The organism is Bogoriella caseilytica (genome assembly GCF_003752405.1).
Lineage (GTDB): Bacteria > Actinomycetota > Actinomycetes > Actinomycetales > Actinomycetaceae > Allobogoriella > Allobogoriella caseilytica.
The window spans coordinates 2,433,649-2,457,475 of sequence record NZ_RKHK01000001.1; the positions used below are offsets into that span (position 1 = coordinate 2,433,649).

Here is a 23,827-nt window from a genome sequence, read left to right on the forward strand (position 1 = left end):
CACCAGGGACGGCGGTAGCGGACGCGGCGTCGGCACCGCCTCGTTTGGGCAGAGTAAGTGGCGCTGAGCGCCAGTTTCTCTACCCGTCTGGCTTTCTCCGGCACTCTTCGCCTGCTGTGTGTCTGTCAGACCGCGAGGTGGCGCGTGGGGATGGCGGGCTCGCCTTCGCTGAGGCGCCAGGCTGAGTACGGCAGCTCGGCCCGGGACTCGAGCAGACGCGCCCGAGCCCGCTCGACCGCCCCAGCACCGCGGTGCTCCTCGGCAATCCGCCCGCCGCTGACCAGCTCCACCTGCAAGGGTCGTGCCCCCGTGCGTTCGAGTTCGGCGCGCGCTGCCGCGGAGTCTGCCGATGCCACGATGAGCTCCTCCACAGCGGTGGCCCCCGCCGGCACCTCCGGTTCCCCGGCTCCGCCGTCGCCACCGGTGGTGGGGCCGGCGCCCTCGGGAGCTGCGACGGACCTCGTGCCAGCCGTGGGCCCGGTCCCGCCCATCACCCGGCCGGCGAGCTTGAAGCCGCCCACGGAGGCCTTGTCCGCCGAGACCTTGGCCACCGGTTCCATCACACCGGCAGAGTTCTCGCGGGCCACCAGCTTGTAGACCAGCTCAGCCGTGGGATGGCCGGAGCCGGTGACCAAGCGCGTGCCCACCCCGTAGGAGTCCACCGGAGCGGCGTTCAGCGCGGCGATCGCGTACTCGTCCAGGTCCGAGGTCACCACGATGCGGGTGGACCGTGCGCCGAGTTCATCGAGCTGCTCGCGCACCCGGAAGGCCTGCGCCACGAGGTCCCCGGAGTCCAGGCGCACGGCGCCGAGCTCGCCGCCGGCCCGGCGCGCCGCAGCCACGGCTCGATCCACGCCGGTGGCGACGTCGTACGTGTCCACCAGCAGCGTCGTCTCCGGTCCGAAAGCTGCCACCTGGGCGGAGAAGGCCGATTCCTCGTCGTCGTGCACCAGGGTGAAGGCGTGCGCCGCGGTGCCGATGACGTTGAGTCTGTACTGGCGGCCCGCCTCGTCCAGCGAGGTGCCGGCGAACCCGCCGATGACGGCTGCTCGCGCCGCCGCGACGGCGGCACCCTCGTGGGTACGCCGCGCGCCCATCTCCATGCAGGCCCGGCCATGAGCGGCGGTGGTCATCCGCGAGGCTGCCCCGGCCACGGCGGAGTCGTGGTTGAGGATCGACAGGGTGAGGGTCTCCAGCAGGACCGCCTCGGCAAAGGTCCCCCGCACGGTGAGCACGGGGGAACCGGGAAAGAAGCACTCACCCTCCGGATAGCCGATGATGTCACCGCCGAAGCGGTAGCCGGCCAGGTACTCCAGCGTCTCAGGAGCCAGGTTGCTGCTCGAACGCAGGTACTCGATCTCGTCCGAACCGAAGGTGAACGACTCCAGTGCCTCGAGGAGCCGCCCCGTGCCAGCCAGCACGCCGTAGCGCCGTCGGGCCGGGAGCCGGCGAGTGAAAACCTCGAAGACTGAGCGGCGATCGGCCGCACCGGAGCGCAGAGCCGCGTCGACCATGGTGAGCTCGTACCTGTCCGTGTGCAGCGCGGTGGAACGCATGAGGTGACGCTACCTGCTGACCGGCAACGGTTCGCGGGCCTCCCTCAGCGCCCAGGTACTCGCCAAGCCTGTGCCCGTGCCGCAGGCATACCCTGGAGTCATGAGCTCAGGACCGATCACCATGGCGGCGCCGGCGGAGCAGGAGCAGACCGCAGGCGAGGTCTCCACCAGGCCCGAGAAGCCCTGGCGCACGGTGGTGTGGGACGACCCGGTGAACCTCATGAGCTACGTCACCTACGTCTTCCGCACCTACTTCGGCTATGAGGAGACCCACGCCAGCCGTTTGATGATGCAGGTGCACACCGAGGGGCGTGCGATCGTCTCCAGTGGCCCGCGCGAGAAGATGGAGGCCGATGTCCAGGCCATGCATTCCTACGGGCTCTGGGCCACCATCGAGCAGGAGGACTAGCATTCACGCCTTCACCCCGGCACGCGGCGGCGGCTACCGCTCCCAGCTGACCGAGACCGAACGCCGCGTCATCGCTCGGCTCGTCGCCGATGTGGCACTGCTGCTCGGCACGCCACTGTCCGCCGATGACGCCGACGTGCGATCCGCGCCTGCCTCGGATGAGGAGATCCTCGCCGCCCTGGACTTTGACCCCGCCGATGACCCCTCCGGTGGTCGCAGCGAGGCTGCTCCCTCCCCGGAGGCCCCCGAGGATCCCGCCCTGGCCAGGTTGCTGCCACCGGCGAGCGAGGACGCCGAGATGGCCGCCGAGTTGCGCGCGATGACCGAGTCGACCCTGCGCGGTCAGAAGGCCGAGCGGCTCGCCCGGATCTGGCGCACGCTGCACGGTGCCGGCAGTGGAACCCAGGACGTCGACGTGCGCATCCTCGCCGGTACCGAAGGGGAGTGGCTTGCGGCTCTGACCGATATTCGGCTGGTGCTGGCCGCCCGGCTCGGCATCGAGGACGAGGCCGACGTCGAGAGGTGGCGGAACCAGACGCTCGAGGAGGATGCGGATCAGGAGAGCGAGGTGACCGCAGCCATGGCGACGATGTACAACGCCTTGACCTGGTGGCAGGAGTCACTGCTTCAAGCCGTAGTCCGCCGTGGAGGCCGCGGATAGGCTGAATTGCAGTCAATCTGCCCTCCCTGCCACCTCGGTGTGGCGGCCCCAAGAGTCGAGTTACATGAGACTGACCGTCGTCGGATGCTCCGGATCCATGTCCGGGCCGCAGTCGCCTGCCTCCTGTTACCTCCTGCGCGCCGAGGGGGCTGACGGCCAGGGGGGCCTGCGTACCTGGACCGTGGTGATGGACCTCGGGCCCGGTGCGATGGGTGCGCTGCTCAACTACGTGGACCCGGCAGAGATCGACCTGATCGCCCTCTCGCACCTGCATGCCGATCACGTGGCCGACCTGGTGGGGATGCAGGTCTACCGCAAATGGCACCCGGCTGGCTGCCTTCCTCAGCTCGACGTGCTCGGCCCCGCCCACAGCCTGCAGCGCCTGCGTGGTCTCGACGGCGGCGACGCCCGGGAGAGCTACTCGCAGGAGTTTGCCTTCCGGGAGCACGATCCCGCCCAGCCCGTGCAGGTCGGCCCGATGACACTGACCTCCTTCCCGGTCCGGCACCCGGTGCCCGCCTTCGGTCTGCGGGTTACCGGACCGGGGGAGCGCGGTGGCGAGGTCACCGTGGCGTTCACCGGGGACACCGACACCTGCGACACCCTCATCCCGCTGGCGCAGGACGCCGATCTGCTGCTCTCTGAGGCTGCCTTTCAAGAGGGTCGTGATCAGGTGCGTGGTGTCCACCTCACGGGCAAGCGTGCCGGCGCCGTGGCCAGCGAGGCCGGCGCCAGGCGCCTGGTGCTCACCCACCTGCAGCCGTGGACCGACCCCGCCGTCGTGCGGGCCGAGGCCAACGAGGTCTACGACGGCCCGATCGACCTCGCTCGCGCCGGGGACGACTGGTACCTCTGAGGCTGCTGGCATCCGCGATGCGCTCACGATGCGACGCCGTGTCCGAGGATTCACATTCCGCGGGTAGCCTGAGGCGCCATGAGCCACGAACAGGTCTCTTCCCCGCTTTCTGAGCCGACAGGTTCCGACACCCGGGCAGCTGCGACCCACGAGATCCCCGATGCCATGCGCCAAGACGTCGGTCTGCTCGGTTCCCTGCTGGGCCAGGTCATCGAAGAGTCGGGCAGCCCGGGACTGCTGGCCGATGTCGAATCCTTGCGCGAAGCCACGATCGCCGCTCTCGACGACGACGCCGAGGTGCTGGCGCGCGCCGAGACGATCGTGGAGGGGTTCTCCTCGGAACGGGCCAAGGAGGTAGCGCGAGCCTTCACCTGTTACTTCCTGCTCGTCAACCTCGCTGAGGAACAGCACCGTGTGCGCTCCCTGCGTGCGCGCGACGGCAACGTGCCCCTGGAGGAGCAGAAGCCCTCGGACTCCGTGGCTGCCGCCTTCTCCCATCTGGCCGCAGAGGTGGGCCGCGAGGAAGCCGAACGCCGCCTCGGGCAACTACGCTTCCACCCGGTGCTCACCGCGCACCCCACTGAGGCGCGCCGCAACGCGGTGGCTGCCTCGGTGCGCCGTCTGGGGGACCTGCTCAACCACCGCGACGATCAGCGTCTTGGTCCGGCGGCGCTCGCGCAGAATCAGCGACAGATGCTGGAGGAGGTCGACAACCTCTGGCGAACCGCGCAGCTACGGGTCGCGCAACCCTCTCCGCTGGACGAGGTCCGTACCGCGCTCACGGTCTTCGATTCCTCCTTCTCCAAGGTGTTCGCCGCCTCGTATCGGCGCCTGGACGACTGGCTCCAGGGCGAGCGGCGCGGTGCGGCGGCCCCCAAGGCGCCGGCGTTCATCCGCTTGGGCTCCTGGATCGGTGGTGACCGCGACGGCAACCCGAACGTCACCGCGAGTGTGACCCGGCAGGCCGCGGCCCTGGCCTCGGAGCGGATCCTCACCGAACTCGAGTCCCGCGCTCGCCGCGTGGGCCTGGCGCTCACCCTCGATGACCGGTTCACTCCGCCGAGTGAGGAACTGCTCGCCCTGTGGGCACGTCAGCGCAGGCTCTCCGAGGATCTCACCGACGCCGCCGAGGGGAACTCGCCGGGCGAACCGCACCGCAAGGTGCTGCTCGTGGTGGCGTACCGTGTGGCCGCGACGCGCGCTCGCAATGCCGATCTGTCCTACGAAGACCCGCAGGAGCTGCTCGAGGACCTCGCGTGCGTGCAGAACTCTCTCGTCTCAGCCGGGGCCAGCCGCGCCGCCTACGGCGATCTGCAGGAACTCATCTGGCAGGTGCAGACCTTCGGTTTCCACCTGGCTGAGCTGGAGATCCGGCAGCACTCCAAGGTCCACACCCAGACCCTGGCGTGGCTGGAGGACCCGGACTCGGTCGAGAAGATGGCCGTGCCCGGCGATGAGGTGATCGAGACCTTCCGGTCCATCGCGGCGATCCAGAGCCGCTACGGCGTGCAGGCCGGCCGGCGCTACATCGTGTCCTTCACCCAGTCCGCGCAGAACCTTGCCGATGTCTACACCTTGGCCGAGAAGGCGCTCGGGTCCGCCGACGAAGCGCCGGTGCTGGACGTCATCCCCTTGTTCGAGACCTTCGAGGATCTGCAGAACGCTCCCCGCATCCTCGAGGAGATGCTCGAGATCCCGGCCGTGCAGCGCCGTCTGGAGGCCACCGGTCGCAGGGTGGAGATCATGCTCGGCTACTCCGATTCCGCCAAGGATGTCGGCCCGGTTGCCGCGACCCTCGCGCTGTACGAGGCCCAGGCCCGGATCGCCGAATGGGCCACCAAGCACGATATTGAGCTCACCCAGTTCCACGGCCGCGGTGGGGCGCTGGGCCGTGGTGGTGGCCCCGCCAACCGGGCAGTGCTCGCCCAGCCGCCGCACTCGGTGGATCTGCGCTTCAAGCTCACCGAGCAGGGCGAGGTCATCTCCGCGCGCTACGGCAACCCCGAGATCGCCTTCCGGCACATTGAACAGGTGGCTGCGGCGGTCCTCATGGCCTCCGCCCCCTCGATCGAGGATCGAAACGCCGCAGTTGCCGAGCAGTACTCCGACATGGCAGCCACCATGGACGCTGTGTCGCGCAAGCGCTTCTTCTCGCTGGTCAAGGCTGAAGGTTTCGCTCCGTGGTTCGCTCAGGTCACTCCCCAGGAGGAGGTCGGTCTGCTGGCCCTGGGCTCGCGCCCGGCGCGGCGCGGACTCTCGGTGGAGTCCCTGGAGGACCTGCGTGCCATCCCGTGGAACTTCGCCTGGGGCCAGGCCCGGATCAACCTCACCGGCTGGTTCGGTCTCGGCTCGGCGCTCGAGGCCGTGGGTGAGCTCGGGACCTTGCGCTCGGCCTACGCTGACTGGCCCTTGTTCGCCACGCTGATCGACAACATCGAGATGTCGCTGGCCAAGACCGACCGCCGTATCGCCGAGCGCTACCTGGCGCTGGGCGACCGCGACGACCTGGCAGCTCTGGTGCTCGAGGAGTTCGATCTGACTCGGCACTGGGTGCTGGCGATCACCGGGCACTCCCGGCTGCTCGAGGGGCACCGCGTGCTCGGTCGCGCGGTCCAGCTGCGTAACCCGTACGTGGACGCCCTCTCCCTGCTGCAGCTGCGCGCCCTACGTGCCCTGCGCTCGGAGGAGGAGATGGAAGACGCCGCGCTGCAGGATCAGCGCAATCTGCTGCTCATCACCCTCAAGGGTGTGGCGGCCGGCCTGCAGAACACCGGCTGAACGGGGTCCAGCCCGGTTGGACTGGGCCTGGCACGGCCGAGCAGGGCCGAGCAGGCTCCATTCCCGGTTGAATCGACTCAGAGTGAGGAATTGGCTGTTCGGAGCAACCAATTCCTCACTCTCAGTCTCCCCTCGCCTCGCCCTCACCGCGCCCGTGCCTCGCCCGCAGCCCACCTTCCGTCGTGCTCAGGCCACCCCCGGCGCGCCAGCCGCTCCACAGCTCGGTAAGCCGACGCTGTCCTCTCCACAGCCCATTCCGTTAGCTGGGCGTAGCGCGGCTCAAGCAGTGAAGCTGACGCCATGTGCTCGCAAGAACACGCACTCCAGCGCCTCCGTCGGGCAGCGATCTGCGGAGCGTTCACCGTGCGGATGGCCCGGGATGCCGGCTACTCACGAGCTGCCATCAGGCACCGCCAGGAGTGTGGATACTGGCAGCCCGTTGTCGGCAAGGCCTACTGCGACCCACGCTGGGCGGCTCGATTCCCGGCGTTGCAGACCCGGGCGGCTGCGGCCACGCTCACGTGGCCAGGGGTGGTGCTCTGCCTGCGGACGGCGGCTCTGCTCCACGGCTTTCGAGCTCCCGACGACGGTCAGGCGCATGTGATCACCGAAGGTTCACGGAGAACCACTGGTGGCGTCGTGCCTCATCGCATGGGTATCAGCCCGGGTGAGGTCACGCATCGGGGCCCACTTGCGGTGACCACGCGGGCGCGTACAGCACTCGATTGCCTGATGGACTTTCCACGTTCGGATGCGGAGAGCCTGATGATCTGGGTCCGGACGCGAGAGGTTCTGACAGCTACTGATCTGGAGGAAGCGATTGCCGCACGCCAAGGACATCGAGGCGTCAGTCAACTCCGCTCCTTGACAGCCCTGACTGCTGACGGTGCGCTGAGCGAACTGGAGCACAGGCTGCACCAGCTGCTACGGGAAGCCGGCATCACCGGCTGGATCGCGAATGCGCCCGTGCGCGTCGGCGGCCGCATCATTGCGCGCGCCGATGTGCTCTTCCCTGCGGCCAATGTCATTCTCGAAGCTGATGGCAGGGAGTATCACCAGGACTTCGAAGCCGATCGGCGACGGTTGAACTCTTTGACGTTGGCCGGCTATGTCGTGCTGCGCCTGACATGGCGCCAGGTCACGGAGGATCCTCAGGTCGTGATCCAGCAAGTCCGCGAGGCCTTGGCTAGTTGAATCGACTCAGGGTGAGGAAATGGCTGCTTGGAGCAACCAATTCCTCACCCTCAGTCTCGGCGTGGCCGGCGCTGCGCACCGGTCCCGGGCCGCTCCCGCTCTCAGGCGCCGGCGGTGGTCATGGGGCGGCCGGTCTCCAGCAGCGTCTTGATGCTGGCGAGTTCCCACGGCCAGCCGCCTCCACCGTTCTCGACGTCGCCGTTGCCGGCCACATCCTTCGCGGTGGCGGGGGAGTCAGGCAGTTCGTGAGTGAGAACTAGCCGGGTCAGGCCACTGGGGCTGGCGAAGATCTCAAAGGTCAGGCGCGAGGCGGGCTCGTCGTGCCAGGCAGCGCTCCAGTCGAGTACCAAACGGCTTGGCGGGGTGAACTCGATGACGGTGGCCTCGACGGCGATGTCGCCCATGCCCATCTGCTTCATCTCGGCAGTGGTGTGGTGACGCCAGGTGCCCCCGGCGCGCGGCTCGATCTCGAGGTCGCCGCCGTAGCCGTACTTGTTGCTGTACTCCGAACTGGTCAGGGCTTCCCACACCTTCTCGGCCGGGGCATCGATGTAGATCGCGTGGATCTGGGTGGTCTCAGTCATGGTCTTCTTCCGCTCGTCGTTTGATCTCGGTGAGTGCGCGCACGTGTGGCGCGGTGTACTTGCTGATCCAGCGGTCGTGGATCAGCCGGATCGGGATGGGGTTCAGGTAGTGCTGCCGCTCCCGGCCCGACTTCTTGGTGATGACGAGATCCGCGTCCTCCAGCAGCTTGAGGTGTTTGGACACCCCGAAACGCGACATCTCCGTGTGTTCGTTGACCACGCGCTCCAGCTCACCGAGTGAGCGGCCGTCGCGAGTGAACAGCGCATCCAGCAAGAGGCGCCGGGTGGGGTCCGCGAGGGCCTTGAAGACGAGTTCATCGGGCACGACACGAAAATAGGTGACTAATTGGTCACGTGTCAAGGTCGGCGGCATGGGCGATCGGCGTCCGTGTCGGTTGCCGCAGGTAGCGTGGCTGCCATGACTGCACACAGCACATCGCACGACTCTCTGTCCCCTGTACGCGCGGACGGCCGCCGTTCCGACGAACTCCGTGAGGTGCGCATCGCGCGCGGCTGGCTCGACGCTGCGGAGGGCAGCGTGCTGGTGGAGTTCGGGCGTACTCGGGTGCTCTGCGCGGCCTCCTTCACCGAGGGCGTGCCGCGCTGGCGCAGCGGATCCGGGCAGGGCTGGGTGACCGCCGAGTATGCGATGCTCCCGCGCGCGACCAACTCCCGCTCCCAGCGCGAATCGATCAAGGGCCGAGTGGGTGGACGTACCCACGAGATCTCGCGCCTCATCGGTCGCTCCTTGCGCGCCATCATCGACGTCGATGCGCTCGGCGAGAACACCATCGTGCTCGACTGCGACGTTCTCCAAGCCGACGGCGGCACCCGCACCGCGGCCATCACCGGCGCTTACGTGGCGCTGGCTGATGCTGTGGCGTGGGGCGTAGAACAGGGCCACATCAAACCTCGTGCGGGCAAGCCGGTGCTCACCGACTCGGTGGCAGCCATCTCCGTAGGGATCGTGGATGGAAAGCCAGTCCTCGACCTGCCATACGTCGAGGACGTCGCCGCGGAAACGGACATGAACGTCGTGGTGACCGGCGCAGGAGACTTCGTGGAGGTGCAGGGCACGGCTGAGGGCGCGCCCTTCGACCGCGCGGAGCTCGACGCGTTACTGGATCTGGCCGTCTCCGGCACCGCTCAGCTGCGTGAGATCCAAGCCGAGGCGCTCGGCAAGCCGCTGGAACGGCGCGCATGACGGCGTCCGGTACGGGGCAGGCCTCGGCTCAAGCGCCGGGCGCCCGGCTTGTGCTCGCCACGCACAACGAGAAGAAGATCGATGAGCTGCGCGCGATTCTCACGCCGCTGTTGCCGGACCTCTCCGCCGAGGTGGTGGTGGGTGCCCGCGCGTTCGGCGTGCCCGAGCCGGTCGAGGACGGTGTCACCTTCGCGGCAAACGCCCTGATCAAGGCGCGGGCGCTCGCCGCCGCCACCGGTCTGCCGGCCGTGGCTGACGACTCCGGGCTCTGCGTGGATGTCCTCGGCGGATCGCCCGGGGTGTTCTCCGCCCGCTGGGCCGGACGGCACGGCGATGACCGCGCCAATCTTGAGCTGCTGTTGGCGCAGGTCGCCGACGTCCCCGAGGTGCACCGCGGCGCGCATTTCGCCTGCGCGGCTGCGCTGGTGACCCCCGCTGGCGAGGAGTTCGTGGTCGAAGGCGCGATGCCCGGTCGCTTGCTGACCGCTCCACGCGGCGCTGGAGGCTTCGGCTACGACCCCATCCTGCAGCCCGACGAGCAGCCCGCGGACGGCGAGCCACGATCGGCTGCCGAGCTGAGCCCGGAGGAGAAGAACGCCATCTCCCACCGCGGCAAGGCCTTTCGTGAGATCGCTCCGCACGTGGCGCGGGTGCTCGGGCGCTGACCGGCTCCGAGCCTTCGCTCGCCGGCGCACGCGGGGGATGAGCACAGCGGCCGGTCCGTGGACGCCACGCTCACGTGCCACGACGAGAGTCGAGCGCGCGGGCCGAGGACCGTGAGCGCCCGCTCACGCGCCACGATGAGAGCCCAGCCGCCGTGCCGTGGGTCGTGAGCGCCCGGTCACGCGCCACGGTGGGGTGACGGAGGCGCGGCGACGAACCTTCCCGTACGCCTCCTGACTGCCTCATCCTTCCCGCACCCCTCGCGACTAGCCTCGCCGGGCCGCTTCTCCCGGCCGCTTCTCCCGGCCGCTTCCTGCACGCCTCGCGACCATCCCGTCCCCACCGCCTCTTGCAGTTTTGCGTAAAACGCCCTTCGCTAGCTCTCGATGGCGAAAGGGGCCCAAAGATGAGTCCGAAACCGATGGCTCGGAGAGCGACCCAGGCAGACGTTGCCCGGCTCGCGCAAGTCAGCCAGACCACGGTGTCGATGGTGCTGACCGGTACCGGCGCTGCTCAGCGCCGGGTCAGCGGTGCGGTCCGCGAGCGAGTGCTGCGGGCGATCGAGGAGACCGGTTACGCCGCCAATCCCGTCGCGCAACGGCTGGCCGGCGGCCGCACGTCGATCATCGGCGTCTACACCTACGAGGCTGTGTTCCCGGTGGTCGCCGGGGACTTCTACCACCCGTTCCTCGAAGGCGTCGAACAGGCCGCTGAGGACGCCGGCGTCGATCTCCTCATGTTCACCTCGCTGGCCTCGAAGGCAGGGCGCGGCCTCACCGCTTCCGGTGGTGTCGGCAGGCTCCGCGTGGCCGACGGTTGCATCCTGGTGGGCCGGCACAGCTATCCCGAGGACCTCGCCGACCTCTTGCGCCGTGACTTTCCCTTCGTCTTCATCGGACGGCGCGAGTCGGCAGCCGGCGTGGTCCCCTATGCGGGCGCAGGCTACGCCGCAGCCACCCAGGAAGCGGTCGATCAGCTCATCGCCCTGGGGCATCGGAGGATCGCCGCGCTCATCGAGAGCACCGAACACGAGTCGATGCGCGACCGGCTCGAGGGCTACCGCACCGCGGTGTCACGCGCCGGCCTGGAGGCCATCAGTTTCGAGGACCCGGACCCGAACTCCACTGAGCTGATCGACGCCCTCGAGGCGGCAGGGATCACCGCTGCCGTCGCCGCCCCCGACCTCGCAGCGCCACTACGCCGCGCCGCTCTGGAACGGGAATGGTCCATCCCCGGTGACCTGTCCATCGTGCGACTGGGCGACCCCGAGCGCCCGGAGCAGATCGACGGCATCGATTGGACTGGCTTCCTCACACCGCGCCGGGAGATGGGCGCTGAGGCGTTGCGGTTGCTGCTCCGGCAACTGGCCGACTCGCCGGAGTCACTGACGCAGGACGATCTCCAACTCCACCTCCCGTGCATCCCCCATCAGGGCGCGACCGTCGCGCCACCCGGCCGATCTACTCCGGCCCGCGAGACTCGGTCGGCAACGGCCAGGAAGAAGGCACAACGTGCATGACAGGCACACAGACGTCCTCGTCGTCGGCGGAGGCCTCGGCGGCGTCGCTGCAGCGCTTGGCGCGGCTCGGCACGGCGCGCGGGTGATCCTCACCGAGGAGTTCGCCTGGCTCGGCGGGCAGCTCACCAGCCAGGCGGTTCCGCCCGATGAGCACCCGTGGATCGAGGACTTCGGTTGCACGGCTAGCTATCGGCGACTGCGTGACGGCATCCGCGACCACTACCGGCGGGCCTACCCGCTGATCCCGTCGGCCCAGGCCAAAGCCGATCTGAACCCCGGGGCAGGCTGGGTCTCCAAGCTGTGCGCCGAACCGCGGGCGGGGCTGGCCGTGATCGAGGAGATGCTCGCGCCCTACCGCTCCAGCGGCCGTATCCGCGTGCTGCAACCCGTGCGCCCGGTCAGCGCCGAGACCGACGGCGATCGCGTCACTGCCGTCACCCTGGAGAGCGCCACGGGCGGGGAGCGCACGCGCATCGCCGCCCGCTATGTCATCGACGCGACCGAGACCGGTGATCTCCTGCCCCTGACGGGCGCCGACTACGTCACCGGCTTCGAGTCCCGGGCCGAGACCGGCGAACCGAGCGCGCCGGAGCAGGCGCAGCCGGAGAACATCCAGGCGGTCAGCGTGTGCTTCGCCGTGGAGCACCTCCCCGGCGATCACGTCATCGACAAGCCTGAGCGCTACGAGCACTGGCGTGCGGTGGCCCCTGATTTCTGGAGCGGGCCGCTGATCAGCTGGATCGCGCCCAATCCGCGCACGTTGGAGCATGTCGAGCGCGCCTTCACCCCCAACCCGGGCGATGATCCGCTGGCCGTCGACGCCGATCAGTCCAAGGGCGGGGGCGACATGAACCTGTGGACCTTCCGCCGCATCCTCGCCAAGGACCAGTTCGAGCCGGGTGCGTTCGACAGTGACATCTGCCTGGTCAACTGGCCGATGATCGACTACTTCGAAGGGCCTGTGATCGACGTCCCGGACCAGGTGCGCCAGGAGCGGCTGGCGGACGCCAAGCAGTTGAGCTTCTCCATGCTGTATTGGATGCAGACCGAGGCACCACGCCCGGATGGAGGCACCGGATGGCCTGGGCTCCGCTTGGTGCCGGAGGTCATGGGAACCACCGACGGTCTCGCGATGGCTCCGTACCACCGCGAGGGTCGCCGCATCCGAGCCTTGGAGACGATTCGCGAACAGGACGTCTCGCTCGAGCAGCGCGGTGCCGGCGGCGCCCGGAGCTATCCCGACTCGGTCGGGATCGGCATGTACCGCATCGATCTGCACCCCTCGACCGGAGGCGATACCTACATCGACGTGGGAGCGGAGCCTTTCGAGATTCCGCTGGGCGCACTCATTCCTCGGTCGCACACCAACCTTCTCGCTGGTGCCAAGAACATCGGCACCACGCACATCACCAACGGCTGCTATCGCCTCCACCCCGTGGAGTGGAACATCGGCGAGGTCGCCGGAGTCCTGGCTGCCTCGTGCCTGCGTGATGGCACGACGCCCCATCAGGTTCACGGCGACACCACGCTCGTCCATGGCCTGCAGTCCCGCTTGATTGCCGACGGAGTCGAACTGCGCTGGCCCGATGGCGTCTTCGGCTACTGACTTCAGTTCTGCGCCCACGGGCGCGCGAAAATCCAAGGAGAGCATCATGGTTCAACGTCGATCCATCACCACCGCACTGACCGCCAGCTTCGCCACTGTCGCCCTCGCCGCCTGCAACGGCTCGGGCACGGACGTGAGCGAGCCCGACCCCGACGAGCCGATCGACCTGCGCATGACCGTCTGGACTGCGGACGAGTCCCAGTTGGCGCTATTCGACGACATCGCAGACGCCTACATCGCCGAGAACCCGGATCTGGTCTCCTCGGTCACCTTCGAGTCCCTGCCCTTCGACGACTACACCACCTCGTTGACCACCCAGCTGGCCGGTGGGAACACTCCGGACCTGGCGTGGATCTTCGAGTCCACGGCGCCGGAGTTCGTCGGCTCCGGGGCCTTGGCCGATCTCCGCCCAGCCCTGGAGGAGAGCGAGGGCTACGAGTACGAGGATCTGCTGCCTGCCGCGCTGGAGTTGTGGTCGCAGGACGACGGGTTGTACGCCTACCCCTTCTCGAACTCGCCCTTCGCGGTGTTCGTGAACACCGATCGCATCGACGAGGCCGGCCTGCCGGACCCACAGCAGCTCCTCGCCGACGGCGAGTGGACCTTCGACGCCATGCGTGAGCTCTCCGCCGAAAGCGCTGACGAGATCGGCGGGCATGGCATGGAGGTGCGGGACTTCAACTACTCCATCTGGGAGAACCTCGCCATGGTCTGGGGCGGCTGGGACGCCGAGGCCTGGACCGCCGACGGGACGGAGTGCGGCTTCACGCAGCCCGAGATGGTCGAGGCGATGAGCTGGCTGCACGAGGCGATCTTCGTGGACGGCGCGTTGCCCGGCCCCGGGTCCACCCCGGACTTCTTCGGTGGTGACATGACGTTCTCCATCACCCAGATCTCGCGGGCCTCAGCGCTCGACGGCAGCTTCGAGTGGGATCTGATTCCTCTGCCGGCGGGCCCGGCAGGTCAGCAGAACGTCATCGGTCAGGCCGGGCTCGGCGTCCTGCAGAACGGCCAGGATCCAGCCGTGGCTGCCGATTTCCTCGCCTACTTCACCAATCCTGAGAACGCGGAGGCGTTGGCCGCCTACTTCCCGCCGCCGCGCGAGTCCCTGCTGGACGCTGCTGTGCTCGCCGAGGGCAACCCGATGCTCAGCCAGGAGCAGCTGGAGGCCGTGGTGGTCGGTGGGATCGACGGCGCGATCACCAAGCCGGCTCACGCCAACTTCGCCCAGTTGCAGAGCACGATCCGCGGCGAGCTCGACTCGCTGTGGACGGCGCAAGCGGACGTGGACGTCGTCCTCGCGGATGTGTGCGAAGCCGCCCAGCCCCTGCTCGAGGACTGACCGTAGGAGGAGGAAGCGCTCATGACAGCCACCGCTGAGGTGCGCGGCCGTAGCCGCCCCAGATCGTCGTGGCGACGCCGTGACGCCGCGACCGGCTATCTCTTCGTGGCTCCGGCCGTGCTGGGATCCGTCGCCTTCGTCATGGTGCCGCTGATCGCCGTCGTGTGGTTCAGCCTCCACGAGTGGAACGTGCTGGCGGCGACCTTCACCTTCGAGGGCGCGGCGAACTATGAACGGATGCTCGCCGACCCTGCGCTGCGTCAGTCGCTGATCGCCAGCGCGTGGTTCTCCGCGGGCATCCTGGTGCTGAACATCTCGCTCGCACTGCTGCTGGCGGTGCTGCTCAATCAGAAGCTCCCCGGCACGACCTTCTTCCGGGTGGCCTTCTTCTCCCCGGTGGTGGTCTCGCTGGTGGCGTGGACGATCGTGTGGGGCTTCCTCCTCCAATCCGACGGAGGAATCAACGCGCTGCTCGCCTCCATCGGTATCGACGGGCCGAACTGGCTGCGCGGTTCCACTACGGCGATGGTCTCCATCGTGGTCGTGCAGGTCTTCAAGAACGTCGGGCTGAACATGGTGCTCTTCCTCGCCGCGCTGCAGGGTGTCCCGGAGGAGATCCAGGAAGCCGCCACGCTCGACGGCGCGGGAGCCTGGCGGCGCTTCCGCACGATCACCGTGCCGATGATCAGCCCCACCATCCTGCTCGTCTCGATCCTCACGGTGGTCGGCTCCCTGGAGACCTTCGCGCTGATCGACGTCATGACGCAGGGCGGGCCAGGGAACTCGACCACGGTGCTCGTCTACTACCTGTACCGCCAGGCCTTCCAGTTCAACGAGTTCGGCTACGCCAGTGCCATTGCCGTGCTGCTCTTCCTCATCGTGCTGGTGCTGACCCTGCTGCAATGGCAGACGCGAAAGAGGTGGGTCCACCATGAGAACTGACCAGCTCGGCGCCCCCACCCGCGACGGCCGCAAGTCCGCGGCCATCGACCCGCGGCGCCCGGTCCCGGCTCATGGCCGCGTGGGCCGCGCCAGACGGCAGCGTCGCACCCGCTGGATGCTGGTGGGGCTGCTCAGCCTGCTGTCCGTCCCGTTCCTGTTCCCCACGTGGTGGATGGCCACCTCGAGCCTGAAGACGACCAGTGAGATCCTGCGCGTGCCCCCCACGCTCTGGCCGTCCGACCCCTCGCTCGCCCCGTATCGGGCGGTCTTCGACCTGCAGCCCTTCGCGATCCAGTACTGGAACTCGCTGTACATCGCCGCGCTGTCCACCATCGGCACGATCCTGGTCGCCTCCCTGGCGGGTTACGCCTTCGCGCGCATCCAGTTCCGGGGCAACAACCTGCTCTTCGTGGTGGTCCTTGCCGGCCTCTTGGTGCCCTCGGAGGTGACGATCGTCCCCTTGTTCCGGGCGGTGAACTCCCTGGGGCTCATTGACACCCATTGGCCCCTGATCGTCATTCCGATCTTCGGCGCTCCCAGCGTGCTCGGCACCTTCATCATGCGGCAGTTCTTCATCTCCCTACCGCTGGAGCTGGAGGAGGCCGGGCGAATGGATGGCCTCAGCCGGTGGGGCATCTTCTGGCGGATCGCCTTCCCCCTGGCTCGTCCGGCCATCGCGGCGGTGGCGATCTTTACCTTCATGAAGTCCTGGAACATGTACCTCGAGCCGATCGTGTATCTCTCCAGCCGGGAGAACTTCACGCTGCCGCAGGCCCTGACCCAGTACGTAGACGCCTACGGTGGCCCGATCTGGAACGTGCAGCTCGCCGCGACCACGCTCACGGTGATCCCCGTGCTCGTCGTCTTCCTCATTGCCCAGCGGCAGTTCATCCAGGGCCTGGCTCAGACCGGCCTCAAAGGCTGACCACACCACGCGCTGGCGCAGGCCGCCGGCACGTATCCGGCACCGGCGCGCACTCAGACGCCTGCTGGTGGACACCCTGCTCGCAACGAGGCGAGCAGAGAGATGGAGGAGAATGTCATGCGCACCTCGAGCACCACGAGACGGTCCAGGACGGGGCCACCGAGCATCATGGTCGCGGCCGGCGCTGCCCTGATCCTGGGAGTTGCCGGCCCGGCGGCCGGCGCTCCGGAGGGCGGGGAGGGTGGGCCCAGCGAGAGTGACTTGCCCGTCTTCGAGTTCGCCGGGATCCTCACTGATTATGACGAGCTCGAGTACAACCCGAACGACGAGTTCATCTTTCCCAGTGTGTTCCATGCCGGCGAGCACCTCGACGATCCGCTCGGGGAGTGGTACCTCTACTACGCCCCCCACGATCCTCCTGGCGGCATCGCGATGATGTATGCGGATTCTCTTGATGGTCCGTGGGTGGAACACCCGGGGAGCCCGCTGATCGAGAACGAGTGGCCGCCGCATTACGACTGGGTGAGTCACGTCTCCACCGCCGAGGCCTTCTGGCATCCGGAGGAGGAGCAGATGATCATGTACTTCCACGGCGAGAACTCCGAGACGCGGTATGCACTCTCGGATGACGGGGTGACGTTCGAGTACGGCGGTATCGCGGTCGACAACAGCGACGGACCGCCCGGGACCACCGAGTCCTCCTACGCCCGGGTGTTCGAGCATCCCGACCCCGATTCCGAGTACGACTTCGCCATGTTCTACATGTGGAACTGGCAAGACGACGTCCGGCGCATCGCCGTCGCGGAGTCGCACGATGGCCGGGAGTGGGACGTCCGGCAGGAGCCGCTGATCGTTCCGGGCTTCGCTGAGGGGCAGAACGTCTCCTCCGCGAACCTGTGGGAATGGGAGGGGCAGTTGTACGTCATCTACCACGCCTCCTCGGGCGACATTCATGCGCGCACGGTCAACGCCGCGCTGACCGAGACCGGCCCGGCCTGGACACTCCACAGCTCCAGCGGCGTCGAGCCCGATGTGGGCCGGGTTGCGGCACCGGAGATTGTCACCCATGACGGCCAGACCTATCTCTTCTATGAGGGCGGCCACCGCCTCGGTGCCACCATCGCCTACGCCAGACACAATCCCGACGCCGAACGCCCACCGGCGCCTGCGCCCGATCCCGACCCGCTGCGGCAGATGTGCTCGGGGGGCAGCTCCGATGAGTTCGACGGTCCGAGCCTCAATGAGCAGCGATGGACGATGGTGCGTGAGGACATCGACCGCCACGAACTGGCCGGCGGTGAGCTGGTGATCCCCACCTACGACAGCGGCGTGAGCGGGGCGGCTTTCCCGCTGCAGGAGCTGCCTGGAAGCGGATGGGAAGTGACGACGGAGCTCACGGTCGAGGTGTCCGAACCCTTCCAGCAGGCCGGTCTTCTCGTCTACGAAAGCGACACAGACTACGTCAAACTCATCCTGGGGCAGGGGTCGAACGGCCCCCGCCTGGAGTACATCTGGCGCCAGAACGGGAGTGATCGCCACAGCGCCCAGGACACTCGCGCGGTGCCGTCCGACCTCGACGAGACCTTCTGGTTGCGGCTGAGCAGCGACGGCGCGGAGATGACTGCCACGATCTCGCCCGATGGTGAGGTGTTCTGGCCGCTGGGCCGCCCGGTGGACTTGGGGCAGATCGATCCGGTGGGCGTCGGGCCCTTCGCCATGCGGGGCGCGACCGCTGCCCCGGAGATCGACGCTCGATTCTCGTGGTTCCGGTGGGCACCCACCGAGGCCGAACGCGAGGCGTGTGCCGGTGACACCGAGCCGCCGCCGGGGGAGGAGCCGACCGAGCCGCCGCCGGGGGAGGAGCCGACCGAGCCGCCGCCGGGGGAGGAGCCGACCGAGCCGCCGCCGGGGGAGGAGCCGACCGAGCCGCCGCCGGGGGAGGAGCCGACCGAGCCGCCGCCGGGCGAGCAGCCCACTGATCCGGCTCCAGGCGAAGAGCCCACCGGCACGCCCTCAGGTCAGGCACCCGTCGCGGACTCCGAGGGCGGGACTGCAGGTCCTTCAACCCACCCGGCCGGCACCGGCTCCGAGGAACTCGCTCACACCGGGGCCGCCGGCGCGGGCCTCCTCGCCCTGATGGGCGCCGGGCTGGTGCTCGCCGGCCTGGCCCTGCGCCGTCGGGCCATCGGGTAACGGGCTCCCACACGGGGCGGGACCCAGGCCGAGACGCGCCGGGTCCCGCCCCGTGGTCTACCTCCGCTCAGGACCGCCGTGCACGCCCGATGAACATCAGCACGAGTCGCCAGCCGATCAGAAGTGCGCCGAGGACCACGGCGGTGACCACGGGAAACGCGCCGGAGAGGTCCCCGCCGGCCACACCCTCAGGCAGGACGCCGCGCAGCAGCAGTCCGATCGCGGTGGTGGACAGCCACACGATGACGCCGGTGGGCCACACCAGGAGTGGCAGAGATCGGACGGCGGGAACCATCCAAGCGATGGTCAGGCCGGCGATGAAGGGCCAGAGCACGAGCGGGAAATGCGTGAGGTCGGTGCCGTGATTGATCATCCCGACCACGGTGAAGACGATGACCGCGGCGAGATCCACGCCGAGCCAGCGCAGCGGTCGGCGCGATCCCGGCAGTGGCTGCTGGGTGCCTTCGGTATCCGTCATGATTTCCCCATCGAGGCCAGGGCCTGCTTGAGCAGAGCGGCGTGACCGTCGGAGAGGTCGGCCAGGATCTCGGGCAGGACCGCCTCGGTCGGGGTGAGCCAGGTGGTCTCCAGGGTGTCGTTGCGCGGCTGGCAGTCACCCGAGACCGGGACGATGTAGCCGAGGGAGACGGCGTGCTGGCGTTCGTCGTGAAAGCGCACGCCCGGGGTGGGGAAGTACTCACCGATCGCGAAGGGCGTCAGTGAGGCCGGCAGCTGGGGCAGGGCCATGGGGCCGAGGTCCTTCTCCAGATGGCGGGCCAGCGCCTCGCGAATGGACTCGTGGAAGAGCACCCGACCGGACACCAAGGCCCGCGTGATGTGGCCATCGGCATTGGCGCGCATCAGCAGGCCGATGGCGGTCAGCTCACCGTTCTCGTCGAGCTGAACCGGCAGCGCATCGATGTACAGGATCGGCACCTTGCGGCGCACGAAGTCCAGGTCCTCAGGGGAGAGCCACGGCCCCGCGTCGTCGGCTGCAATCTCGCTCATCCCTCGTTTCTATCGCAGCGGGCTCTCGCATGCGAGGCGGCTGGCCGCAGGGGCGCCGGTCGGGTGTGGGAACCTGACCGGAAGGCCCGGCAATCTGGAGGTGGAGCGATGCGGCGTATCACGCGGCCCAATGCGCAATTCCAAGTGTGGGAGGCGCTGTTGCACAACCGGAACAAGCGGCAGCGAGCCGGCGAGTTCGTGGTCCAGGGGGTGCGCCCGATCAACCTCGCCCTCGAGTACGGCTGGCAGGTGCGCGCCGTGGTCTACGACGCGGAGCGGACGCTCTCGCGGTGGGCGCTCGGCGTCCTCGAACGCGTGCCCACCGGTCACGTCGCCATGGCTCCTGAACTCCTGGCGCAGCTCAGCGGCAAGGATGAGGAGGTACCCGAACTGGTGATCGTGGTCGGGCTCCCCGAGGACGACTTCGCCCGCATCACCGTCACCGAGGAGCGGCCCTTCCTGGGCGTGGTCTTCGATCGCCCCACGACGCCGGGCAACGTCGGCACCATCGCCCGCTCGGTGGACGCCTTCGGTGGCGGGGCCCTGATCATCACCGGCCACAGCGCCGACCCCTATGACCCGCGCTCAGTGCGAGCATCCACCGGTTCACTCTTCGCCGTGCCGGTGGTGCGGGCAGCCTCGCACCAGGTGGTCATCGAGTGGGTGGACGGCCTGCGCGCCGCCGGCTCGCCCCTGCGTGTGGTCGGTACCGATGAGCAAGGTAGCGCAGTCATCGCCGAGGCCGACCTGACGGGGCCGACCCTGCTGGTGATCGGCAACGAGACCCATGGTGTGAGTTCCGGCTGGCGTGAGGCCTGCGACGTGATGGTGCGTATCCCCATCGGCGGCGCCGCCAGCTCGCTGAATGCCGCCAGCGCTGCCACAGTGGCCCTGTACGAAGCCGCACGACAGCGAGGTTGAGATGGACGAACAGACACACGAGCGGGTCCGCGAACTGATCGCGGCCATCCCCGAGGGCCGCGTGGCCACCTACGGCGATATCGCCAATGCCGCGGGCCTTTCCACGCCGCGGATCGTCGGCCGGATCCTACGTGAGGACGGCTCAGACCTGCCCTGGCACCGGGTGCTGGGGGCGCAGGGGAAGCCGTCGCCCGAGTTGTCCAGCACGCAGCTCGCGCTGCTTCGCGCCGAAGGGGTCGAGACCGGCGAAGGTTGGGTCGACATCGAGCGCTACCGCTGGCAACCGTAGGTCACTGCCGCGAGTGCGGCACCGAGGCCCGCTTCGGTCGAGGTCACAGGGTGGTGCGCGAGGCGGGACTTGAACCCGCACGTCCGAGGACACCAGGACCTAAACCTGGCGCGTCTGCCAATTCCGCCACTCGCGCTCGGCGCACAGCTTAGCCGCCGTGCCCCGTCCTGCCGGTCAGTCGAGCCCGAGCGCCTTGCGCAACCGGGCCACGTGGCCGGTTGCCTTGACGTTGTACTGGGCGAGCGTGACCGTGCCGTCCACCCCGACCACCACGGTGGAACGGATGACGCCCACGTAGGTCTTGCCGTAATTCACCTTCTCACCCCAGGCTCCATATGCCTCCAGCACCTCGTGCTCGGGGTCCGAGGCAAGGGGGAAGGGGAGTGACTCGGCATCGGCGAAGGTCTCGAGCTTGTCCACCTCGTCGGGCGAGATCCCCACGACGGCGTACCCGGCTGCGGTCAGCGAGGCGAGCGAATCACGGAAGTCACAGGCCTGAGTGGTGCAACCGGGCGTGGAGGCGGCGGGGTAGAAGTACACGATCACGCCCTGCTCCGCCTCAGCGCGCAGGGCATCTAGCGAGATCTGCTGGCCGCCGGCGCCACTGAGCGAGAAGTCGGGAGCGGCGTCACCGGGATTCAGTCGAGTCATGCCCTGATTCTTCCAGAAGGAAATCCTCCGAGGTGTCCGCACGCAAGGATCGCGATCCGCGCGGGAGCGCCGTCTCGCGCCACGCGGAGTAGGTGGCCTGTGCTTCGACGAAGACGTCCGCATCGAGGAAGGCCACCGTGCGGTGCCCGCCAATCAGCGGCTGCCCGTCGATACCCCAGCTCACGATCTCTCCGGAGAGCAGGGTGGGCGCGGGCGCGGTCGCAGCATGGGTAGCGTGCCGGGCTAGCCGCCGGGCCACCCAGGTGGCCGTGGAATCGAGCCACCAGGATTCGGGCTGCAGGCTCCAGGCCGGGGCTCCGGGTAAGCGGAAGGTGGACTCGGGGTCCCGGAACTCACCGTCGCGGCTTCCGATGCTGTGAGGATCCGGGACGTGCAGATACAGCGGTCCGACGGTCTGCATCAGCAGCACGATCTGACCGATCGAGCGCAATGGCGGGGACGACGCAGGCGTGGCAGCCGAATTCATGGACACTCCAGAACATCTGGCACCGGTGAGTGCCGCAGAAGGGTTTCGCCGAGAGGCGAAATCTGGGTGCCGCCGAGGGCTGGAGCGACTGGATGGCGCATCGGGTCCGGGATGGCCAAAGAGCAACTTAACCGCCAGAGCGAGCGTGGCGCAAATAGTGCCCAGGCGATCCCGCCGCCCACCAGGGGAGGGAGGGACTAGAGCCGCAGTCCCATCGAGACGATGGCGTCTGCGAGGTCGCGGACCTTGAGGTTGTGCCGCCGGGCGTGGTTGCGGATCATCTCGAAGGCCTGCGCCACCGCTACACCGCAGTGCTCGGCGATGATCCCCTTGGCCTGTTCGATCACCACCCGCGAGTCCAGTGCGAGCGACAGCTGCTTGTTGAGTTCGGTGTGCTGGCGGTTGGTGGAAGCATTGATGAGGTAAGCGGTCGCCATGTCCGCCAGCACCGAGGCAGCCGCGATGTCGCTCTCGGGCCATCCGCGCCGCTCGGCATACAGGGTCAGCGTGCCGAAGGCCTCGTCTTCGAGCGCCAGGGGAAGGACCGCGATCGACGTCGTCCCGGTGCCCAAGGCTGCGGCAACGTACTCGGGCCAGCGCTCGCGCTCTGCCGCCAGGTCACTGATCTCGCGTGTCGTCCCGGTGTGGAAGGCCTCCACCGCCGGCCCCACCTGATGCTCTTCCTGGAACAGTTCGAGCGGCTTGAGGTGGGGCGGGATCGCCGTGACCATCTGGAGCTTGTTGTTCTCGTACAGGGAGACACCGGCTCCACGGATCTGCAGCACCTCGGCCACACGGAGCGCGAGATCATTGAGCGCAGCGTCAGGATCGTACGGCTGGACGAGCGTGCGCACGAAGTCTGAGAGCGTCTGGACGAAGAGCCGGTCGTCGTACACGAAACACCTTGTCTACCGCGGTCAACTCCCGCGACCACCAGCTAGCGCGCGCGAGAGACCCCCCGAGGGAGGAGGTGCCACGAGCGTAGTCGTGCTCCCGCGCGCCTGGGTGCAGTATTGCGTCACATCTCAGCCGCGGTCCGCGTCGCGCTGGGCTGCTGCGCTGGTCAACGCAGATCGACGCTCAGGGAATCGTCGCCGACCTCCGTGCACGTGACGGAGATCCCGCCGACCTCCAGCGTCTCGCCCTCCGTGCACTCCCCGGCCGCGCCGTCGATCGTGAAACTCGCGGTGGTCCCGTCCGCCCGCACGAGGGTCACCTCGGTCTCGTTCGTGCCCACCTCGGTGCTTGCGCCAGAACCGCTGAGATTGACGGTGCACTCGTTGTTATTGCAGGTGTACGTCGTGGTCTGGCAGGCGGCCAGGCCGAGGCTGGCCAGCGCAAGGCCGGCAGCGAGGGCGGACAGACGCTTGATGGTGTTCTTCCCCTGGGTCATGGCCACGATGGTGCCACAAGCCTCAGTGATGACCGGCAACGATCTCCACGAACATCCGGTGCAGCCGGTAGTCACCGGTGATCTCCGGGTGGAAGGAAGTCGCGAGCACCTCGCCCTGGCGCACGGCTACGATCCTCCCGGCGGCTTCCCCGCTCGGCACGCGGGCGAGGACCTGCACCCCGTCACCGGTCTCCTCCACCCACGGAGCCCGGATGAAGACGGCGTGCACGGGGCGCTGCGGGGCGTCGGGAGTCCCGTCGACCACCAGATCGGTCTCGAAGGAGTTCACCTGGCGCCCGAAGGCGTTGCGGCGAACGGTGACGTCGAGCCCGCCGAGGGTGCGTTGCCCCTCGATTCCGTCGATGAGCCGATCCGCGAGCAGGATCATTCCCGCGCAGGATCCGTAGGTGGGCAGACCGCCGGCGATCGCGGCCCTCAGCGGTTCGAACAGCTCGAAGGCGCGGAGCAGCTTGTCGATGGTGGTGGACTCACCGCCCGGCAGGACGATCCCGTCGAGGCCGGCGAGTTCGCGTTCCCGGCGCACTGCGACAGCGTGAGCCCCCGAGGCCTCAAGTGCATGGATGTGCTCGCGGACGTCACCCTGCAGGGCCATGACGCCGATGACGGGCAGACGGCCGGTCATGAT

At 68.3% G+C, this 23,827-nt stretch carries 25 protein-coding genes and 1 tRNA gene; 15 read left to right on the forward strand and 11 right to left on the reverse strand.

Going from position 1 to position 23,827, the window contains the following annotated elements; translation table 11 throughout:
• Positions 1–125 precede the first annotated feature (125 nt).
• Complete coding sequence (locus EDD31_RS10925) at positions 126–1,556, reverse strand: nicotinate phosphoribosyltransferase (protein ID WP_123304182.1); 1,431 nt, start codon at positions 1,554–1,556, stop codon at positions 126–128.
• 100 nt (positions 1,557–1,656) lie between these two features.
• On the opposite strand from EDD31_RS10925, the gene clpS reads away from it, so the two are divergent.
• The 5 genes from clpS to EDD31_RS14795 all read left to right on the forward strand — a co-directional run bounded on the left by clpS (position 1,657) and on the right by EDD31_RS14795 (position 7,454).
• Positions 1,657–1,965 carry an ATP-dependent Clp protease adapter ClpS gene (clpS, locus tag EDD31_RS10930; RefSeq protein WP_170163279.1) on the forward strand — a complete coding sequence of 103 codons (309 nt, stop codon included), beginning with the start codon at positions 1,657–1,659 and terminating at the stop codon, positions 1,963–1,965.
• On the forward strand, positions 1,910–2,626 hold the full coding sequence (locus EDD31_RS10935; RefSeq protein ID WP_123304183.1) for a DUF2017 family protein: 717 nt from the start codon (positions 1,910–1,912) through the stop codon (positions 2,624–2,626). The genes clpS and EDD31_RS10935 overlap by 56 nt, the downstream gene beginning before the upstream one ends.
• Positions 2,627–2,690: 64 nt before the next feature.
• Positions 2,691–3,482, forward strand: a complete 792-nt coding sequence (locus EDD31_RS10940) for an MBL fold metallo-hydrolase (RefSeq protein ID WP_123304184.1) — start codon at positions 2,691–2,693, stop codon at positions 3,480–3,482.
• Positions 3,483–3,560: 78 nt separating this feature from the next.
• Entirely contained in the window at positions 3,561–6,260 is a 2,700-nt protein-coding gene (locus tag EDD31_RS10945) for a phosphoenolpyruvate carboxylase (RefSeq protein WP_123304185.1), read from the forward strand.
• Between the two features lie 651 nt (positions 6,261–6,911).
• The gene (locus EDD31_RS14795; RefSeq protein ID WP_170163280.1) at positions 6,912–7,454 is read left to right on the forward strand and encodes an endonuclease domain-containing protein; all 543 of its coding nucleotides are present in this window, start codon (positions 6,912–6,914) and stop codon (positions 7,452–7,454) included.
• A 101-nt stretch (positions 7,455–7,555) separates the two neighbouring features.
• On the opposite strand, the gene EDD31_RS10955 is transcribed toward EDD31_RS14795, so the two are convergent.
• Together EDD31_RS10955 and EDD31_RS10960 are read right to left on the reverse strand one after the other, a co-directional pair.
• Positions 7,556–8,038 (reverse strand): SRPBCC domain-containing protein, encoded by a 483-nt coding sequence (locus EDD31_RS10955; protein ID WP_123304187.1) that lies wholly within the window; start codon positions 8,036–8,038, stop codon positions 7,556–7,558.
• On the reverse strand, positions 8,031–8,411 hold the full coding sequence (locus EDD31_RS10960; RefSeq protein WP_123304188.1) for an ArsR/SmtB family transcription factor: 381 nt from the start codon (positions 8,409–8,411) through the stop codon (positions 8,031–8,033). The genes EDD31_RS10955 and EDD31_RS10960 overlap by 8 nt, the downstream gene beginning before the upstream one ends.
• Positions 8,412–8,456: 45 nt before the next feature.
• Here EDD31_RS10960 and rph point away from each other — a divergent pair, with 45 nt between their 5' ends.
• The 8 genes from rph (at position 8,457) to EDD31_RS11000 (ending at position 18,432) form a co-directional block, all read left to right on the forward strand.
• Complete coding sequence (gene rph, locus EDD31_RS10965; protein WP_123304189.1) at positions 8,457–9,242, forward strand: ribonuclease PH; 786 nt, start codon at positions 8,457–8,459, stop codon at positions 9,240–9,242.
• On the forward strand, positions 9,239–9,907 hold the full coding sequence (rdgB, locus tag EDD31_RS10970; protein ID WP_123304190.1) for an RdgB/HAM1 family non-canonical purine NTP pyrophosphatase: 669 nt from the start codon (positions 9,239–9,241) through the stop codon (positions 9,905–9,907). Before rph ends, rdgB begins: the two co-directional genes overlap by 4 nt.
• 404 nt (positions 9,908–10,311) lie before the next feature.
• Positions 10,312–11,424, forward strand: a complete 1,113-nt coding sequence (locus EDD31_RS10975; protein WP_123304191.1) for a LacI family DNA-binding transcriptional regulator — start codon at positions 10,312–10,314, stop codon at positions 11,422–11,424.
• Positions 11,417–13,030 (forward strand): FAD-dependent oxidoreductase, encoded by a 1,614-nt coding sequence (locus tag EDD31_RS10980; RefSeq protein ID WP_123304192.1) that lies wholly within the window; start codon positions 11,417–11,419, stop codon positions 13,028–13,030. Before EDD31_RS10975 ends, EDD31_RS10980 begins: the two co-directional genes overlap by 8 nt.
• 46 nt (positions 13,031–13,076) lie before the next feature.
• Complete coding sequence (locus EDD31_RS10985) at positions 13,077–14,372, forward strand: ABC transporter substrate-binding protein (protein WP_123304193.1); 1,296 nt, start codon at positions 13,077–13,079, stop codon at positions 14,370–14,372.
• 21 nt (positions 14,373–14,393) lie between these two features.
• Positions 14,394–15,314: a carbohydrate ABC transporter permease gene (locus tag EDD31_RS10990; RefSeq protein ID WP_123304194.1), complete on the forward strand. Its 921-nt coding sequence runs from the start codon at positions 14,394–14,396 to the stop codon at positions 15,312–15,314.
• Positions 15,315–15,429: 115 nt separating this feature from the next.
• Positions 15,430–16,239 carry a carbohydrate ABC transporter permease gene (locus tag EDD31_RS10995; RefSeq protein WP_170163328.1) on the forward strand — a complete coding sequence of 270 codons (810 nt, stop codon included), beginning with the start codon at positions 15,430–15,432 and terminating at the stop codon, positions 16,237–16,239.
• A 117-nt stretch (positions 16,240–16,356) separates the two neighbouring features.
• A complete protein-coding gene (locus EDD31_RS11000; protein WP_148058935.1) occupies positions 16,357–18,432 on the forward strand; it encodes a beta-xylosidase family glycoside hydrolase in 2,076 nt (691 codons plus the stop codon).
• A 67-nt stretch (positions 18,433–18,499) separates the two neighbouring features.
• On the opposite strand, the gene EDD31_RS11005 is transcribed toward EDD31_RS11000, so the two are convergent.
• Together EDD31_RS11005 and EDD31_RS11010 are read right to left on the reverse strand one after the other, a co-directional pair.
• Positions 18,500–18,910, reverse strand: a complete 411-nt coding sequence (locus tag EDD31_RS11005) for a DUF3054 domain-containing protein (protein WP_123304197.1) — start codon at positions 18,908–18,910, stop codon at positions 18,500–18,502.
• Positions 18,907–19,440 carry an NUDIX hydrolase family protein gene (locus tag EDD31_RS11010; RefSeq protein WP_123304198.1) on the reverse strand — a complete coding sequence of 178 codons (534 nt, stop codon included), beginning with the start codon at positions 19,438–19,440 and terminating at the stop codon, positions 18,907–18,909. The genes EDD31_RS11005 and EDD31_RS11010 overlap by 4 nt, the downstream gene beginning before the upstream one ends.
• 108 nt (positions 19,441–19,548) lie before the next feature.
• Between EDD31_RS11010 and EDD31_RS11015 the strand changes: the two genes are divergently transcribed.
• Positions 19,549–20,361 carry a TrmH family RNA methyltransferase gene (locus EDD31_RS11015; RefSeq protein ID WP_123304199.1) on the forward strand — a complete coding sequence of 271 codons (813 nt, stop codon included), beginning with the start codon at positions 19,549–19,551 and terminating at the stop codon, positions 20,359–20,361.
• A gap of 1 nt (position 20,362) precedes the next feature.
• Positions 20,363–20,650, forward strand: coding sequence for an MGMT family protein (locus EDD31_RS11020; RefSeq protein ID WP_123304200.1), 288 nt, complete (start codon positions 20,363–20,365; stop codon positions 20,648–20,650).
• Positions 20,651–20,701: 51 nt separating this feature from the next.
• Here the strand turns inward: EDD31_RS11020 and EDD31_RS11025 are convergent.
• From EDD31_RS11025 to pdxT, 6 genes are all read right to left on the reverse strand, one after another.
• A tRNA-Leu gene (locus EDD31_RS11025) sits at positions 20,702–20,786 on the reverse strand.
• Between the two features lie 38 nt (positions 20,787–20,824).
• Entirely contained in the window at positions 20,825–21,301 is a 477-nt protein-coding gene (gene bcp, locus EDD31_RS11030; protein ID WP_123304201.1) for a thioredoxin-dependent thiol peroxidase, read from the reverse strand.
• Complete coding sequence (locus tag EDD31_RS11035) at positions 21,279–21,788, reverse strand: DUF6098 family protein (protein ID WP_148058936.1); 510 nt, start codon at positions 21,786–21,788, stop codon at positions 21,279–21,281. Before EDD31_RS11035 ends, bcp begins: the two co-directional genes overlap by 23 nt.
• Positions 21,789–21,985: 197 nt before the next feature.
• The gene (locus EDD31_RS11040) at positions 21,986–22,684 is read right to left on the reverse strand and encodes an ANTAR domain-containing protein (RefSeq protein ID WP_123304203.1); all 699 of its coding nucleotides are present in this window, start codon (positions 22,682–22,684) and stop codon (positions 21,986–21,988) included.
• Between the two features lie 167 nt (positions 22,685–22,851).
• Complete coding sequence (locus EDD31_RS11045; RefSeq protein ID WP_148058937.1) at positions 22,852–23,181, reverse strand: hypothetical protein; 330 nt, start codon at positions 23,179–23,181, stop codon at positions 22,852–22,854.
• Positions 23,182–23,203: 22 nt separating this feature from the next.
• Positions 23,204–23,824 (reverse strand): pyridoxal 5'-phosphate synthase glutaminase subunit PdxT, encoded by a 621-nt coding sequence (gene pdxT / locus EDD31_RS11050; protein ID WP_123304205.1) that lies wholly within the window; start codon positions 23,822–23,824, stop codon positions 23,204–23,206.
• Between the last annotated feature and the right edge of the window lie 3 nt (positions 23,825–23,827).